The organism is Paenibacillus solanacearum (assembly GCF_910593845.1).
Classification (GTDB): Bacteria; Bacillota; Bacilli; order Paenibacillales; family NBRC-103111; genus Paenibacillus_G; species Paenibacillus_G solanacearum.
Map to the genome: position 1 here is coordinate 100769 of NZ_CAJVAS010000015.1, position 14547 is coordinate 115315.

Annotated in this window: 14 protein-coding genes; all 14 read right to left on the reverse strand. The window is 53.9% G+C overall.

The genetic code is table 11. From position 1 onward, the window contains the following. Nucleotides 1–126: 126 nt before the first annotated feature. The 14 genes from KXG62_RS17485 to murA all read right to left on the reverse strand — a co-directional run bounded on the left by KXG62_RS17485 (nucleotide 127) and on the right by murA (nucleotide 14418). Nucleotides 127–870, reverse strand: coding sequence for a WecB/TagA/CpsF family glycosyltransferase (locus KXG62_RS17485; RefSeq protein WP_218093281.1), 744 nt, complete (start codon nucleotides 868–870; stop codon nucleotides 127–129). A 2-nt stretch (nucleotides 871–872) separates the two neighbouring features. Continuing rightward, nucleotides 873–1991, reverse strand: a complete 1119-nt coding sequence (csaB, locus tag KXG62_RS17490) for a polysaccharide pyruvyl transferase CsaB (RefSeq protein ID WP_218093282.1) — start codon at nucleotides 1989–1991, stop codon at nucleotides 873–875. After that, nucleotides 1964–4009, reverse strand: coding sequence for a DUF5693 family protein (locus tag KXG62_RS17495; protein ID WP_218093333.1), 2046 nt, complete (start codon nucleotides 4007–4009; stop codon nucleotides 1964–1966). The genes csaB and KXG62_RS17495 overlap by 28 nt, the downstream gene beginning before the upstream one ends. Nucleotides 4010–4033: 24 nt before the next feature. Then, nucleotides 4034–5743 (reverse strand): phospho-sugar mutase, encoded by a 1710-nt coding sequence (locus tag KXG62_RS17500; protein WP_218093283.1) that lies wholly within the window; start codon nucleotides 5741–5743, stop codon nucleotides 4034–4036. A gap of 60 nt (nucleotides 5744–5803) precedes the next feature. Then, on the reverse strand, nucleotides 5804–6247 hold the full coding sequence (gene fabZ / locus KXG62_RS17505; RefSeq protein ID WP_218093284.1) for a 3-hydroxyacyl-ACP dehydratase FabZ: 444 nt from the start codon (nucleotides 6245–6247) through the stop codon (nucleotides 5804–5806). A gap of 279 nt (nucleotides 6248–6526) precedes the next feature. Next, complete coding sequence (locus tag KXG62_RS17510) at nucleotides 6527–7081, reverse strand: CDP-alcohol phosphatidyltransferase family protein (RefSeq protein WP_218093285.1); 555 nt, start codon at nucleotides 7079–7081, stop codon at nucleotides 6527–6529. Nucleotides 7082–7201: 120 nt separating this feature from the next. After that, nucleotides 7202–7420: a DNA-directed RNA polymerase subunit beta gene (locus KXG62_RS17515; protein ID WP_246627499.1), complete on the reverse strand. Its 219-nt coding sequence runs from the start codon at nucleotides 7418–7420 to the stop codon at nucleotides 7202–7204. A gap of 112 nt (nucleotides 7421–7532) precedes the next feature. Continuing rightward, entirely contained in the window at nucleotides 7533–8408 is an 876-nt protein-coding gene (locus tag KXG62_RS17520; protein WP_218093286.1) for a flagellar hook-basal body protein, read from the reverse strand. Between the two features lie 23 nt (nucleotides 8409–8431). Further along, the gene (locus tag KXG62_RS17525; RefSeq protein WP_218093287.1) at nucleotides 8432–9331 is read right to left on the reverse strand and encodes a flagellar hook-basal body protein; all 900 of its coding nucleotides are present in this window, start codon (nucleotides 9329–9331) and stop codon (nucleotides 8432–8434) included. A gap of 15 nt (nucleotides 9332–9346) precedes the next feature. Then, complete coding sequence (gene mreB / locus KXG62_RS17530; RefSeq protein ID WP_218093288.1) at nucleotides 9347–10345, reverse strand: rod shape-determining protein; 999 nt, start codon at nucleotides 10343–10345, stop codon at nucleotides 9347–9349. A 234-nt stretch (nucleotides 10346–10579) separates the two neighbouring features. Next, nucleotides 10580–10867: a sporulation transcriptional regulator SpoIIID gene (gene spoIIID / locus KXG62_RS17535; RefSeq protein WP_144847675.1), complete on the reverse strand. Its 288-nt coding sequence runs from the start codon at nucleotides 10865–10867 to the stop codon at nucleotides 10580–10582. A 219-nt stretch (nucleotides 10868–11086) separates the two neighbouring features. Beyond that, nucleotides 11087–11815, reverse strand: a complete 729-nt coding sequence (locus KXG62_RS17540) for a M23 family metallopeptidase (protein WP_218093289.1) — start codon at nucleotides 11813–11815, stop codon at nucleotides 11087–11089. 64 nt (nucleotides 11816–11879) lie between these two features. Then, entirely contained in the window at nucleotides 11880–12983 is a 1104-nt protein-coding gene (gene spoIID / locus KXG62_RS17545; RefSeq protein WP_246627503.1) for a stage II sporulation protein D, read from the reverse strand. A 109-nt stretch (nucleotides 12984–13092) separates the two neighbouring features. Beyond that, nucleotides 13093–14418: a UDP-N-acetylglucosamine 1-carboxyvinyltransferase gene (gene murA, locus KXG62_RS17550; protein ID WP_218093336.1), complete on the reverse strand. Its 1326-nt coding sequence runs from the start codon at nucleotides 14416–14418 to the stop codon at nucleotides 13093–13095. Between the last annotated feature and the right edge of the window lie 129 nt (nucleotides 14419–14547).

Consider the following 14547-nt stretch of genomic DNA (forward strand, 5'->3'; position numbering starts at 1 on the left):
GTAATTTCACAGCCCCTTTTTTCTATGAGAACCCCCAAACACTACGATTATACTCCGAAGATTGCAGAAATACCATCGCGATTTTTTTGCAATTTGGGCGATTTTCAGGTTGTTTCACAGCTCTTGTCAAGGTTTCTGCACATTCTCTTTTTCACGGATGACTTTCATTGCGAATTTCGGCAAAACAAGCATTCTTTTATAACGCCAAGGCTCCTGCAGAAGCCGATAAAACCATTCCAGCCGCAGCTTTTGGAACAACAGCGGCGCGCGTTTCAGCTTTCCCGATAATACATCGAAGCTGCCACCTGTACCCATCATAACCGGTACGCCAAGCTGTTCTTTATACTGCGCGATCCACGGTTCCTGTGTCGCCGCCGATCGGCCCACCAGCAATATATCCGGCTTCGCTTCACGAATGGCGCGGATCACATCGCTGTCTTCTTTTTCACCAAAAAATCCGTCCCTGAAACCGACAAGCTTCAGCTCGGGATATAGCTGCTTCAAGCGGTTCGCCGCGGCTTCGATCACCTCGGACGAGGCACCGACCATATAAACGCGCCAGCCGCGCCGCTGCCCGGCCTTCATTAGCTCCTGCAGCAAATCGTACCCGGCCACTCTCTCCTGCACCGGGTTACCGACATACCCCGCTGCCCATACGACGCCCGCACCATCCGGCACGATCAGCTCTGCTTGCTTCATCATTCGCATATATGCCGGATCTTGCAGCGCACTCATGACCATGATCGGGTTGGCCGTAATCACTTGATGCGGCTGGCGCTTGTCGATGGCTTGCGCCAAGTAATCGACGGTTTGATTCATATTCATTTTCGAAATCGGTACACCGAATATCGTCACAGTCGGAAAACTCATGTTCAATCCCGTCCTTTGGCATAAAATGAAGCGATCAACGCCGCAGGACGCTGCGCTTCGTTTTTTAACCGCTCGATCGCGGGATGCTTATCTTCTTTCCACGCTTTACCGTTCGCCAGCAATGCAAGCGAGTGCTCGGCGATATCGGCCGCGCTCGCCGATTGCGTCGACGTCGCCGCTTTCATATCCAGCCGGTTCAGAAACTGATCGATTTTGGGATCGTAAGAAACGCCTACCATCGGAACAAACTGGCTAGCCGCATAGATCAGCGAGTGCAGGCGCATCCCGATTAAGAGACGGCACTCCGCTACCTCGGCGAGCATATCTTGCGGATGGACGATCCCGTCGGCAAGTGAGATGCGATGCTCGTAGTTTCCCCCGATTTGGCCAAGCACATACAGCGAGGCCTCTTGATCCGAGGGCAGATGAAACGGAAGAAACCGAACATGCGCTTCCGTTTCGTCCAATATCGTACGCAATGCTTGCGCAATCGCATGCAGCTCGGCGCGGTCCGTTCTCCAGAAACGGACGGATACGCCAATGATACAGTTCGATCCGTCCTCACGGTTTTGCGGCGGTCGGCTGCGGAGCGGCATGCCCATGACCGGGTCGGGCACGACCTGAACGCGATCTGCGGACAGTCCCGTGCGCGTAAGCAACGCCTTCGATTCCTCGTCGCGCACAGTGATATACGTACACCGCTGAAACGCGGATCGGACCCATCCGTGAAACATCGGTCTGTTCACGGGGCCAATCCCCTGGGAGTAAATAAATACCGGCTTGTTCAGCCACTGGGCCAGACGAATGACGGCCAAATAATACGGAATCGTTTTCCAGCCGGTTTCATCTTGCAGCAAGCTTCCGCCGCCGCTGATCAATCCATCCGCCCCTCGCAGAGCAGCCCATACTTCGCCCGGCTTCATCCGGTGTACAGACTCGACGCCGTACGTCCGGCTCGTCTCACCTGGAGTGACGGACAGAACGACAGGGACGAATAGTACGCCCTGCCGTTCTCCTTGCTCTTGCAGCGCCAGCAATATCGATTGCAGCACCGCTTCGTCGCCGCTGTTATTGAAGCCGTAATAGCCCGATATTACGATTCTTTTAGCCGGGGTACCCATCGCTGCCAACTCCTTGAAACAATTTCCCAAACGGCGATCAACACCAGCCCGATCAACGTACCGAATACGAGACCGTACACGACCCGAATCGAAGAAATGACGAGCGGCGTGTGCAGGTGCGCGAACGTGTCTACGATCGACGCTTGTCCGATGACACCGACCAACAGCAAAATGAGCGCGCTGCGATACTTAAAGGCCATGTAGCCTCCTAGCAAAAACAGCGGATGCGAAATAAGAAACTCCTTCGTGCGCGGACGAACACCGAGCGTGTTTTCCAGGAACGAACGGAAGTAACGTTCAAACGCCGACGCTTGTCCTTCATTTCCTGTACGGGATAAGTAGTAGAATCCTGCAGCCGCAATGACAGCCGCGGCAATGACCCACAGCACGCTGATATGGGACGCCAATATTTGCCGAGCCCGCGCAATTCGGTCGCCGTAGGACATCTTCTCGGTAAAGAGCAGCCAATACACGGCCACGATCGCAATCGGTGCAAGATGCAGCACGCTGACGCCGCGGAATTGATCCAGCACATACATGTAATGAATCTGATTCAGCAGGCCGACGATGAACAAAATGCCGGTAACGGAAATGAGCGATGTGCGAATGAGCAGCGACAACGAGAACCCGAGCTTCGATCCCGTCGGCCGCTCCAGCTTTCTTTTTCCTGCACGCAGCGCGTACATGATTGCTAGCGAAGGCGCGCACGTTCCGGCGCCGAGTGCGAGCACCTTGCCGAACAGACCTGAATTCAACACCAGAAGGCCGGCTGATCCAAGCAGACCGAGCACGAACGCCGCAAGCGTAATTTCAGGAATAAAATACGATATCGTCAGCGCGATCAAGGCGATTGCTCCAAGCCAGAGCAGGCCTTTCGCTACGTTCTGCCAACCGGAATGCACATAGTCGAACTCATGAGCAGTCCCCAGCACAAAGCCCGCGTCCTTGATCCGCGGAATGGCGCCATCCGGCCCATCGAGCGAATCGTAAATCGCATCAAGCGGATGGAGAATGACGCCCTTGTCGACGTTCTTCACCGCTCTTGCGTTCAAAAATACCATCCGTATGTTGCGATCCTTCACGGCGAGCACGAAGCGGTCCGCCACGCCTTGAACTCGTTCGCGAAGCTCCTCTTCGGTCAAGTTCTCCGTCAGCTTCTGCCCGTCCGTTTCCGTGAAGGAATGCAGTCGAACTACATTATAATGGGTTCGCTTGGCAAGCGTATTAAAGCCTTTTTGCTGCACCTTCTGCAGCTCGATGTTAGCCAGTCCGATGTGATGCTTTTCCATCAGCTCCGCCATTTCTTCCAGCTTGCTCGTATCCTTCTCGCTTGTAAAGCCGGGCACGGTTGCGCCGTCGATAATAAAGCGTGAAACGCCCATATTATGCAGATGACCGAGCAGCGTATCCATTTGGGAAGCGATAAACGGTCTGCGGTTGGACATGCGCACGACGATGCCGAAGCCTTGATCCTTCAGCATTTGCATCGTGATCGGGTCCGGGTCCATCGTGCGAAGCATCGCCTGCTCCATCGCCATCTCAATAATGAGCCCAGGCTGGTTTTTATAGCTCCACGGGCGCGTTTTCACGTTCAAAGAATTAAACGTTTGGTTAATGAGCGGCAGCAGCTGCTGCTCCGAATCTTTCTCTGCAAATATCAGATACGTAAAGTTTTCGTTCGCGGAGATCGGCGTCTGTGTCAGTGCCGTCGCCTCATGGGAGGAGAACAGCTCGATTCGGCGGCTCAGCTTCAGTTCATTGAGCGTCGATTCGTATACAGCTACCGACCCGATCCCGTGTTTCTTCATTTGCTGCAGCTGTTCGGTCACAAATCGCCGCGGGTCTGTTTGCGTATCCGAAATTTCAAGCAAATCGCGATAATCAAATACAAACTCGACTTTGCGGCTGCTTTGTTCGGAAAGATGCCGTTCGTAAGCAACGGGGATAGCGGCCAGCATGCCAAGAATGACCAGCCACCACAGTCCCTTCAACAGCAATTTATTCCACTTGCTATACATGCTCAAAGCTGTCAGCTCCTAAGCTTATTGATGTTGATCTACGCGGGACATAACCTTTTCCACCAAGAGTCCGATCGCATTCGATGCTTCCTGCGCGGAGCCGCCTCGCACTGCAAAATACACCTTGATTTTCGGTTCTGTGCCAGACGGTCTAAGGCAAAACCAGGAGTCATCCTCCAGCGTGTATTTCAATACGTTTTCCGTAGGCAGGCCGTATAGCCCTTGAGAGAAATCCTCCACTTTGGTCACACGAAGACCGTTCAGCTCCACTGGCGGATGATTGCGCCAATCCTGCATAATGCCTTGGATCTTCTCCACGCCGTCCTTCCCCTTCAGGGTACGGGACTCCAGCTTCTCTAAGAAATAGCCATGGCGCTCATACAGCTCCTGCAAGACGTCGTAGAGCGTCTTCCCCTGGCTCTTGTAATACGCCGCCGCCTCGCAAATAAGCATCGACGCGATAACGGCGTCTTTGTCTCGCGCATAGCCGCCGGCCAGGTAGCCGTAGCTCTCCTCGTAGCCGAACAAAAACTGCAACTCGCCTGTTTGTTCGAACTGCGTCATTTTTTCCCCTATGTATTTAAACCCAGTCAGCGTATTGATCACACTTGCCCCGTAGTGCTCGGCAATGACGGCTCCCATTTCGCTCGTTACGATCGTCTTGACGACAACCCCGTTGTCTGGAAGCTCGCCCTGCTCCTTCATGCTGCCGAGCAAGTAATCGACCATGATCGCGCCCGACTGGTTGCCTGTCAGCACGAAATATTCGCCGTTAGCGTCTTTGACCACAGCTCCCATCCGGTCGCAGTCCGGGTCTGTCCCAATGATGATATCGGCATCCGTTTGCTTCGCCAGCGCGATCGCCAGCGCAAATGCCTCCCGTTCTTCCGGATTCGGCGATTTGACCGTCGAAAACTTGGCATCCGGCAGTTCCTGCTCCGCCACGACATCAACTTGGCTGAAGCCGATCGCGTCGAGCGCCGCCCGAACGGACAAGTTGCCCGCACCATGCAGCGGAGTGAAGATGATACGGAAATCGTCGCTCATCCGGCGGACCAGTTCCCGGTTGCGGCTTACCGCCGTTACCGCTTCGATGTATTCCGCGTCGATTTCTTTGCCGATCCATTGAAGCAATCCTTTCGCTTCTGCATCAGCCCGCAAGCTCCGCTTCACGTCGGAGAACGACTGCACGTTCTGAATTTCGGCTATTACTTGCTCCGCCTGATCCGGCACCAGCTGCCCGCCGTCGCCGCCATACACTTTGTAGCCGTTATATTCGGGCGGATTATGGCTCGCCGTTACGACAATGCCCGCGTCTGCTTTCAAATACCGTACCGCAAACGACAGCTCTGGCGTCGGACGAAGCGATTCGAATACATAAGCCTTTATCCCGTTGCCTGCAAGCACCTTTGCCGTTTCCAGAGCAAATTCCGGAGACTGGTTGCGGGAATCGTACGCGATAACGGCAGAAAGCGACGGCTTGCCCGAGCGCAGCAAATATTGCGCCAACCCTTGTGTAGCCCGCGCCACGGTATATGCGTTAATACGGTTCGTCCCCGCTCCGATTACCCCGCGAAGGCCCCCCGTTCCGAACTCCAAATCGCGATAAAAGCGGTCTTCCACCTCTTTCGGTTGATCGGCTATGCCTTGCAGCTCCTGCTTGGTTGCTTCATCGATGGCCGGATCTTGCAGCCAAAGTTGATACTGTTCCTGTACTCGCGATTGCAAATTCATTTCTCCAACTCCTCGCCCATGTGGTTTTGCCGGTCTGGCGTTATTTGCGAACTCGCTTGCTTACGATTCGCTCTTCTCTCTATCGCTCAAAGCGAACATCAATTCCCCTTCAGCCACGACCTTGTCCCCTACTTTCGCCGTCGCTTGTCCTTTGCCGATCGGTCCTTTCAACCGGGTAATCTCAACCGAGAGCGTAAGCACATCGCCCGGGGTGACTTGCCCGCGAAATCTGAAGTTATCAATCCCTGCAAAAAATCCGAGCTTGCCCCGGTTCGCTTCGACCATGAGCATCGCCACCGAACCTACCTGAGCGAGCGCTTCAACGATTAATACGCCCGGCATGACCGGATAACCCGGGAAATGCCCTGTAAAAAAGGGCTCGTTCATTGTCACGCATTTGATTCCGGTTGCGCGGATCCCCGGCTCCACCTCCGTGATCCGATCGATCAGCAAAAACGGGTAGCGGTGCGGAATAATTTCTTGAATTTGTACGGCATCTAACAACGCGGATGCTCCTTCCTTGTATGGGAGATGGAATAAAACCGATAGCGTTAACCTACACTAACAACTGTCCCTTCATGATCTGCAGTAGTGAAGGTTTGATATAAGGGAGCTTATGTTCACGCTTGCTACAAGCAAGGCAGGCCCGAACATAAGCTCTTTTTATGAAGAAAAGCTATAAATCGAAGCCTTTCGATGAAAATACATTCGGGTTGAAAATACATCAGAATGGTTCAGCTAATGAAAGCTATGCATGGATGTGACGAAGATGCAGCCTTTGCGCTACATATGCGGCCGGTTGTCTCCTTTAGTTTGCTCGGTCGCCGCCTGATCCCGATTGAGCGAGTGGAACTGCACGATATAGATCATGGAAGCAATAAACGAAACGGCGATGACAAACCATAAGTAAGCAGCGGCATAGGGGAGCTGGAACACGACCAGAAGGATTGATACATAATAGAGTACCGTCGTTAACTTGCCCAGCGCATTCGCCGGCACGGTCATTTTACCGCGAAAGTGGAAAAATGCCGATCCCGCAATCATTCCCGCATCCCGTAAAAACATCGCGGCCGCGGCTTGCCAAGAGATCATCTGGGACAATACGAGCGACAAAATGACGGCGATCATCATGGATTTGTCTGCAAGCGGATCCAGCATGCTGCCCAGCTGCGTAACCAGCTTTCGCTTCCGCGCAATATAGCCGTCCAGCACATCCGTTAAGCCTGCGGCAAGCAGTACAAAAAAAGCCACTTTCGGATACCCGGCCCCAAAGATAATCAAATACACCGGTATGAGCAAAAAGCGGCACAGGGTCAGGATATTGGGCAAATTCCACACATTCGATCCCCCTTGTAAACGGCCGACAGACTTGACTTGCCGCGTTTATGTAATCCGTTCCCATCCATACATTATACCGTTATCAGGAAAAAAATAAAACTCCCCAGCGGGAGCCCCATGTTAAGTATTGGAAAAAACAAGATCGAACAGATGACGCCATGTGGAAATTTCAAACACATCGTCCATGCTCTGCTTTCCGATATAGACATAACCGATAGCAAGCCCGGCAGCCAGGGCGGCAGCGCATGTCACGGGAATCCAAGTCCATTTGATCGTCATTCGAATCGCCTTCACCCATCCTTTTCGGCTTGCCGGCGTCTTCTTTGGTTTTTTGCTCAAAGCTCCAACCTCCTGCTGCAACCGCTGCCGTGTAGAAACGCAGGAGCAGCCGTTCACTTCAGCAGCCGCTTCCGCGCATCGATGCAGCCTTGCCGTCAACACAACACAGCCGTTATGCCCTCAAATTGTTCGCCAAATTCATCATCGTATCCGATGAACTGATCGCTCTGGAATTGAGCTGGAACGCTCGCTGCACTGTCAACAGCTCCGTCATCTCGTCCGAGAGATTTACGTTCGATTGCTCGATAAACCCTTGCCTCACGGTAATCGGGTCGACATCGTTGTTATCCGGCGTCACGGTTTGCAATATAGCTTCCTGCTGCTGCAAGTTCAGGTCCGAGGGCAGCGCGTACAAGTTGTCGCCAATCTGCTGCAGCAGCTGCGGGCGGACGACGCGAACGAGCTTCAGCTCGCCGACCTGCTCCGGAGGCAGCGTTTTATCGGCCTCATCGTAGGCTAGAACGGTGCCGTCCGTACCGATTTGGACGGAATGGTTCTTCGGAATCCGAATCGGCTCGTTGTCCGTACCGAGTACGTAGTGGCCGTCTTTGGTCGTTAGGAACAGGCTGTCCGGATCCCGAAGATCGGCGGACGGCGACAATTCAAACGACCCGTCCCGCGTCCAACGCGTCGTCTGCACCGGCTCATTGTTCGCATCGCGGGACGTGACGGAGATTTCGAACAAACCGTTGCCTTCCAGCGCCAAATCCAGTGGACTGTCCGTCGCTTTCAACGACCCTTGCGCCATGTTCAACTGCGGCGCCGCCAGCTTAGCGCCCCATCCGTGGTTATATCCAAGCGGCGTCAAGCGGCCTTCCTTCTGAAATCCGCTAGGCTGCGACTTGATGCTCGTTAGTACGTCTTGGAACGAAGCCTCGCTCCGTTTAAACCCGGTCGTATTGACGTTCGCAACATTGTTCGCCATCAAATCGATTTTTTGCTGGAGCGCATGCATCGATACGGACGAGTTAATCATCGAGTGGTTCACACGGAATCCTCCTGATCAATCAATTAAATGCGGCCGATTTCGTTGACCGCCTTCTCCATGCTTTTATCATAGTATTGGATCATCTTCTGATTCGCTTCGTATGCGCGCAAGGCCGACATCATCTCGACCATCGACTGGCCCGTATCCACATTGGACCGCTCGATATACCCTTGGCGCACCTCAACCTGATCCTGATCGTCGATCGGCCGAATCGCCCCCTGGTCTTCCTCCGGAAGCCGGTACAAGCCGTTGCCTTCCCGAATGAGCAGGTTCGGGTCCTCTACCCGGGTGATCAGCAGACTCATCGGCTGGCCCCCCGCTCCGAGCAGCGGTTCTCCGTCGGCATTCGTGAATTGGCCTGTCCGGCTGATGCGAAAGTTGGTGACCGGCGTATTGTTCGCAGGGTCGACGAGAACGATCGGCTGAAGATCCCGGTCCATCACCTGATGTCCTTCCTGATCGATCAGTTGACCGTTCGCATCGACCGAAAATTTACCGTTCAGCGAATAGCGCTGCTCTCCCGCCGCATTCATGATCGTAAAAAATGCCTGCGGCTGAATGACACGGGTCCCATTCTCATCCACATATTTGCCCGTGCTATCGAACCGGGCTCCCGGCACCTGAATATTGGAAATGAGCGCAAAGTCAAACGGGTTGCTCGTTTCCCGAATATCCCCCTGGGCATTCAGCGATACGTTCTCCTCCGCCATAACACCGGTGTTGATCCGGCCGACGGATACGGCCCCGGGCTCGTCCTTTCCGTTTCTGACGCGGGAAATCAGCACCTCAGGAAAGGAACGGTTAATCCCTGTGCCGCCCTTGAAGCCGGGCGTATTCAGGTTGGCGATATTGTTCGTTACGATATCATGCTTACGCTGCTGGGCAATCATGCCGGAAGCTGCGGTATACAGACCTCTTAACATGGGGGCTGCGCCTCCTTAAAATTTGCGCTTCGACACTTTGTCCAAATTGTCGAGCATGATTCCGGTGCCCTTCACAACGCAATGCATCGGGTCCTCGGCAATCAAGATCGGCACCCTCAGCTCGTCCGCCAGCAGTTGGTCGATTCCATGCAGCATGGCGCCTCCGCCTGTCAAAATAACGCCCCGGTCAATAATATCGGCCGACAGCTCCGGAGGGGTCCGCTCCAGCACGCTCTTGGCCGCAGTTACGATGTTCGATACCGGCTCCCACAGCGCTTCTTGAATTTCTTGCGAATCGATGGTAATCGTCAGCGGCAATCCGCTCACCATATCTCTGCCGCGGATATCCATCGTCTCCATCTTCAACTCAGGGTGCACCGTACCGATGCGCACCTTGATATCCTCGCTTGTCCGCTCTCCGATCAGCAGCTTGTATTTGCTTTTGATATATTTCATGATCGCGGAGTCAAACTTGTCCCCGGCGATTTTAATGGAAGAGGAGGTCACGATGTCGCCCATCGACAACACGGCAACATCGGTCGTCCCTCCGCCGATATCCACTACCATGTTTCCGCTAGGCTGGAATATATCCATGCCGGCGCCGATCGCAGCCGCTTTCGGCTCCTCCTCCAAAAACACCTCTCGAGCCCCGCTGCGCTCCGCAGCTTCCCGTATCGCCTTCTGCTCGACGGAAGTAATGTTCGTCGGCGCACAAATAAGAATGCGCGGATGACTGTACCACTTCCGGCCTCCAACTTTATTAATAAAATATTTCAGCATCATTTCGGTAATTTCAAAGTCCGCGATCACGCCATCCTTCAGCGGGCGGATCGCGATAATGTTGCCCGGCGTCCGGCCAACCATGCGGCGCGCTTCCTCTCCGACGGCAAGCACCCGCTTCGTATCGCTCTCAATCGCGACCACAGACGGCTCATCCAGAACGACACCACGGCCTTTCACATGAATCAGGACGTTTGCGGTCCCCAGATCTATGCCGATATCCTTGCTTAACATCTAACGAATCCTCCCTAAAGCAACCGTCCGGCCTCAAAAAAGAAGCGGCATTACTATTATATACGTTATTTACATGAATTCGCCATAAAATCGCAAATTCCTCTTTTTTAGCGCATATCATTCGACAAATGCCGCATGATTCCGGCGGCTCTGCGGGGAATAGGGAACGTACCGTCAGGGCGCGCTGCAATCCAGCAAACGCGCTGCTCACGGTACGACGGGAAAACCGGATGCTTATTTAACGGTGACCAGCTTCTCCTGCGATTTCGGGCTGCGGGTTTTGCGGTATTTAATCTTGGTCGCCTCACCTCCGCGCAGGTGACGAATTGACTTATGATATTCCAGAATGTGCTTTACCTGATTCGCCAGCTCCGGATTAATTTCCGGCAGCCGTTCCGTTAGATCCTTGTGCACCGTACTTTTCGAGACACCGAATTCCTTCGCAATGGTGCGAACCGTATGCTTGGTCTCCACCAGGCAGCGGCCGATCTTAATGGTTCGCTCTTTGATGTAATCGTGCACTCCCCTCGCCTCCCTACTCGAGTTAGTTTGGTACATTATATGAGGGGTGTGGACTTATATTCTTTGTTTCGCCTTGCTGACAAGCCCGGGAAGCCATTTATTTTCGCGGACAAGTTGCGCTTTTCGCATCATTTCTCTCCAGAATGCATCGGACAAGCTATGGCGGCAAATAAAAAAAGCAGGGAAGCCTCCCTGCTTTTCGCTTATGCTATTCGAATTTTATTGTTCCCCGAGGTATTGCTCCGGGTTGACCGCCTGGCCGCCTTGGCCTTGACGAAGCTCGAAGTGCAGGTGCACGCCCTGATCTTTCTCCAGCTCGTTGCGTCCCGCTTTCGCGATGACGTCGCCCTTCGTCACGTCTGCGTCCTTGACCACCTTCACTTCAGCCAAACTCTGGTAGACGGAGACAAGTCCGTTGGAATGCGTGATTTCCACCAGGTTGCCGACGACCGGGTTTTTCTCCACAGTCGTTACTTTACCGCTCATGACGGCTTGCACGTCAAACGCTTGATTGTCAGGTCTTGCAAAATCCATACCCATATGAGGCGTGAACGTGTCGCCATATTCCACCATGGCGGCTTGTCTGACTTCGTTGGAAGCCTTGCTGTCGAAATACGGCAAAATCACATCAAACTCGCTGTGTTCTTTGACAGGCCATTGCATCGTTTCTTGCTTTGCATTCGTTGCTACAGCGTCAGGTCCGGAAACGTTGCCTGTGACCGTACCGGATTTGCTAGAATCGACGCCGACACTTGTGTCAAGCTTCGATGTACCCGCACCCTGATACACCCACATTAACGTTAAAATGATTGCCGCTGCTGCCATGTACGTTGCCGGGAAAACCCACTTCTTGGCAAGCAATCTCTTCCAGGATGACGAACCGCTTTGCGCTCCTTCGGTCGATTTAGGAGCTTCTTGATCTTGCAAATCTCTTTTTTGTTCATTCATATTATATCACCTCGCTAACCAGTGTTGCCAGGTTAACGAGATTTATACGCGGGAAAACCTACTTTTAGAAACTTTTCCCTTTCAATAGATTTGAAGCCTTATCCACCTGGATGCCGGTGTAATAATAGGTCACAATTTGCTCCGCTGTGCGGCCTTCCTTGGCCATACCGTTGGCACCCCACTGGCTCATGCCGACCCCGTGACCGTACCCGAATGTCGTAATGTTCCACTCTCCGTCTTTGAACGCCCATTGGAACTGGCTCGAATTGAGCCCCAGTTTCTCTCTTACTTCCCGCCCCGAGAACGTCTTGCCGCTGACCGTCAGCTTCTTGATCCGCTGTCCCTTGCTCTTCTCTATGATCCTGAATCCGTTCGCACCGCCAGACGATGCCGGAACCGCGCTCGGAAGACCCAACTTTCGCTGTAGCTCCTGGGGCTTGAAAGAAACGGTCTCTTTGTACTTCGGCGAGAGGGACGCATCCCAAGGGCTGGCCACGCTCCGCAGATACGGAATCGACTGATTCCAGTAGTCTTCCGAATTTTCCGTATATCCGTTGCTGGTAGAGAAAAAGCTCGCCTCAATCGGTACGCCTTGGTATGTCAGGATCAGATCCTTCGTCTCCCCGACAGCGCGATTCAGCTTGTCCATATTGGCCTGGTATGCCTCGCTGCTCCATCGCGATTTCAGCTCCTCGTCGGAGACAAATACCTGGTGCGCGGTCGTATCGGTCACGAGCGCTTCCGACGATGACGGCACATTCGTTTTGTCCCCGTCCAGCAGACGGCGGACAATATACGTGCGCGCGGCCATCGCCTGTGCCTTGAGTGCCTCCAGCTCGAACTCGATCGGCATTTCGGCGGCGACGACGCCCCGGACGTACGCCTCCAGGCCAAGACGAACCGTCTTCTTCTCTTTGTCCAAATAGACCGGCACGGTCGCGATCTCCCCCGTATCACCGGCGGCCGGAATATCAGCAGGGCGGGATCGATGCAGCGCCGACTCTTGCCCGGGCAGGGTGCGAACAAGCAGTCCCGGCACGACGATCACGACAGCCATAAAACTAGCGAACCAAACGGCGACCCAGCGAATCCAAGCTTTTTGCTTCGGATTCCATTTGCGAGACAAATTTACATGCAGCCTGTGCTTCATCGCCACTTCGTCCTCCATCTTCACCCAAGTAACATCATCTTATGAGGACAAAAGATAGGATAGAACAAAAAGAAAGAGAACCGCTCCTTCAGATTGAAAGAGTAGGTTCTCTTGAATTGAGCTTGGTTTAGGCTAGGCTGGGCTGTACCGCGAACAGCGGAAGCGCCGTCTCTTCTTCTTCGAGCTCGATGACTTCCAGCGGTACCCGCTGAATATCGGCTCCCAGCTGCGCTAGCTTCTCGGTGATGTCCACATAACCGCGATCGATGTGATGGAGCCCCGTAATTTCGGTGTCTCCCTCGGCCGCAAGCGCCGCCAAGATCAGAGCGGCTCCCGCGCGCAAGTCGGATGCGCACACTTTGGCTCCTCTCAGGCGATTGCCCCCGCTGACCACAGCAGTACGGCCGTCGACCTTGATTTGCGCATTCATATTCGCCATCTGCTCGACATGCATGAACCGGTTCTCGAACACCGTCTCAGTAACAATGCCGGTCCCTTCCGCCACAAGCAGCAGCGCCATCATCTGCGACTGCATATCCGTCGGAAAGCCGGGATACGGCAGCGTCTTCACATCCACCGCACGAAGCGGACGGTCCGCATACACGCGCAGTCCGTTCTCGTCCTCATTGATTTGTACGCCCATTTCCTGCATCTTGGAAATGACCGGCCGCAAATGATCGGCAATCGCGCCTTCAATGAACAAATCGCTGCGCGTAATGGCTGCGGCAATCATATATGTACCCGCTTCGATCCGGTCGGGAATGACCGTATGTACTGCACCTGTTAACCATTCGACCCCATCGATGCGGATCAGCCCGGTGCCGGCACCGCGAATTTTGGCGCCCATCGCGTTCAAATAGTTGGCCAAATCTACGATTTCCGGCTCTTTGGCCGCGTTCTCGATCAGCGTCGTCCCCTCGGCCAGTGTAGCTGCCATCATAATATTTTCGGTCGCGCCTACGCTGGCGACGTCCAAATAAATTTTGGCGCCTTTCAGTTTGCCGCTGACTCTCGCTTCAATATATCCTTGACCGAGCTCGATATTCGCTCCCATCGCCTCGAACCCTTTTAAATGCTGGTCGATCGGCCGCGTACCAATCGCGCAGCCGCCGGGCAGCGATATTCTCGCGTGTCCCATGCGGGTCAGCAAAGGCCCCATGACGAGAAAGGAAGCCCGCATTTTCCGCACCAATTCGTACGACGCTTCGCAAGTCCGAACATGCTTGGCATTGACGCGAATCGATTCATCTTTATACTCAACTTCGATTCCTAGACTTTCAAGCACTTGATTGATGACGTTGACATCGTCCAGTGGAGGCGCGTCGTGAATGACGCTTTCTCCTTCCGATCCTAATATAGAGGCTGCGATAATCGGCAGTACGGCGTTCTTGGCGCCGTGAATTCGTACCCTGCCGGATAGCTTCTTGCCGCCGCGGACGATTATTTTGCTCATCATGATCCCCCTCCGCGTGTTTCCTTTTTTGCCTTTACCAGTGTAGCATCGAACCGCACGGCCGACAATATGACATTGCCTGACAGGTGCGATTCGGCCGGTCATGATATGATTCGTAGCGTTATCGGT

Bases quoted from the DNA above. Each gene is read 5' to 3' on its own strand.
- KXG62_RS17485 (WP_218093281.1), bottom strand. From the start codon at position 870: ATGAGTTTTCCGACTGTGACGATATTCGGTGTACCGATTTCGAAAATG.
- csaB (WP_218093282.1), bottom strand. From the start codon at position 1,991: ATGGGTACCCCGGCTAAAAGAATCGTAATATCGGGCTATTACGGCTTC.
- KXG62_RS17495 (WP_218093333.1), bottom strand. From the start codon at position 4,009: ATGTATAGCAAGTGGAATAAATTGCTGTTGAAGGGACTGTGGTGGCTG.
- KXG62_RS17500 (WP_218093283.1), bottom strand. From the start codon at position 5,743: ATGAATTTGCAATCGCGAGTACAGGAACAGTATCAACTTTGGCTGCAA.
- KXG62_RS17525 (WP_218093287.1), bottom strand. From the start codon at position 9,331: ATGTTAAGAGGTCTGTATACCGCAGCTTCCGGCATGATTGCCCAGCAG.
- mreB (WP_218093288.1), bottom strand. From the start codon at position 10,345: ATGTTAAGCAAGGATATCGGCATAGATCTGGGGACCGCAAACGTCCTG.
- KXG62_RS17540 (WP_218093289.1), bottom strand. From the start codon at position 11,815: ATGAATGAACAAAAAAGAGATTTGCAAGATCAAGAAGCTCCTAAATCG.
- spoIID (WP_246627503.1), bottom strand. From the start codon at position 12,983: ATGGAGGACGAAGTGGCGATGAAGCACAGGCTGCATGTAAATTTGTCT.
- murA (WP_218093336.1), bottom strand. From the start codon at position 14,418: ATGAGCAAAATAATCGTCCGCGGCGGCAAGAAGCTATCCGGCAGGGTA.